The sequence below is a fragment of the Alkalicoccobacillus porphyridii genome (genome assembly GCF_007293315.1).
Classification (GTDB): domain Bacteria; phylum Bacillota; class Bacilli; order Bacillales; family Bacillaceae_D; genus Alkalicoccobacillus; species Alkalicoccobacillus porphyridii.
This window is the reverse complement of the sequence record NZ_VLXZ01000177.1, coordinates 1-279: the sequence shown is the minus strand read 5'-3', so window position 1 is coordinate 279 and position 279 is coordinate 1. Positions and strand designations below refer to the sequence as shown.

1 protein-coding gene is annotated in these 279 nt (G+C 60.6%); it reads left to right on the top strand.

Annotated features, from left to right (window positions below; genetic code table 11):
- A partial coding sequence (locus FN960_RS23945; RefSeq protein ID WP_221936848.1) for a type 2 periplasmic-binding domain-containing protein occupies positions 1-279 on the top strand: 279 nt, incomplete at both ends.

Genomic DNA, 279 nt, shown 5'->3' with positions numbered 1-279 from the left:
CATCACGCTGGATGTGCGCCTGTCCGATCGCATCAGCAATACGGTTGACGAAGGGATTGACGTCGGGATCAGGGTCGGATTCATGCGCGATAGCCGCTTCGTCGCACGCAAGGCCGCCGACATGAGACTCCCCATCGTTGCCGCTCCGCGCCTGATCAAGAAAGTGGGCGTACCTGCAAACATCGATGCGCTAAGCAGCCTGCCAGTTACCGTGGCCTTGGATATCAATACCGGCCGTCCCTGGCCTTGGCACTTCAAGGCGGGACGCCAGTGGACACC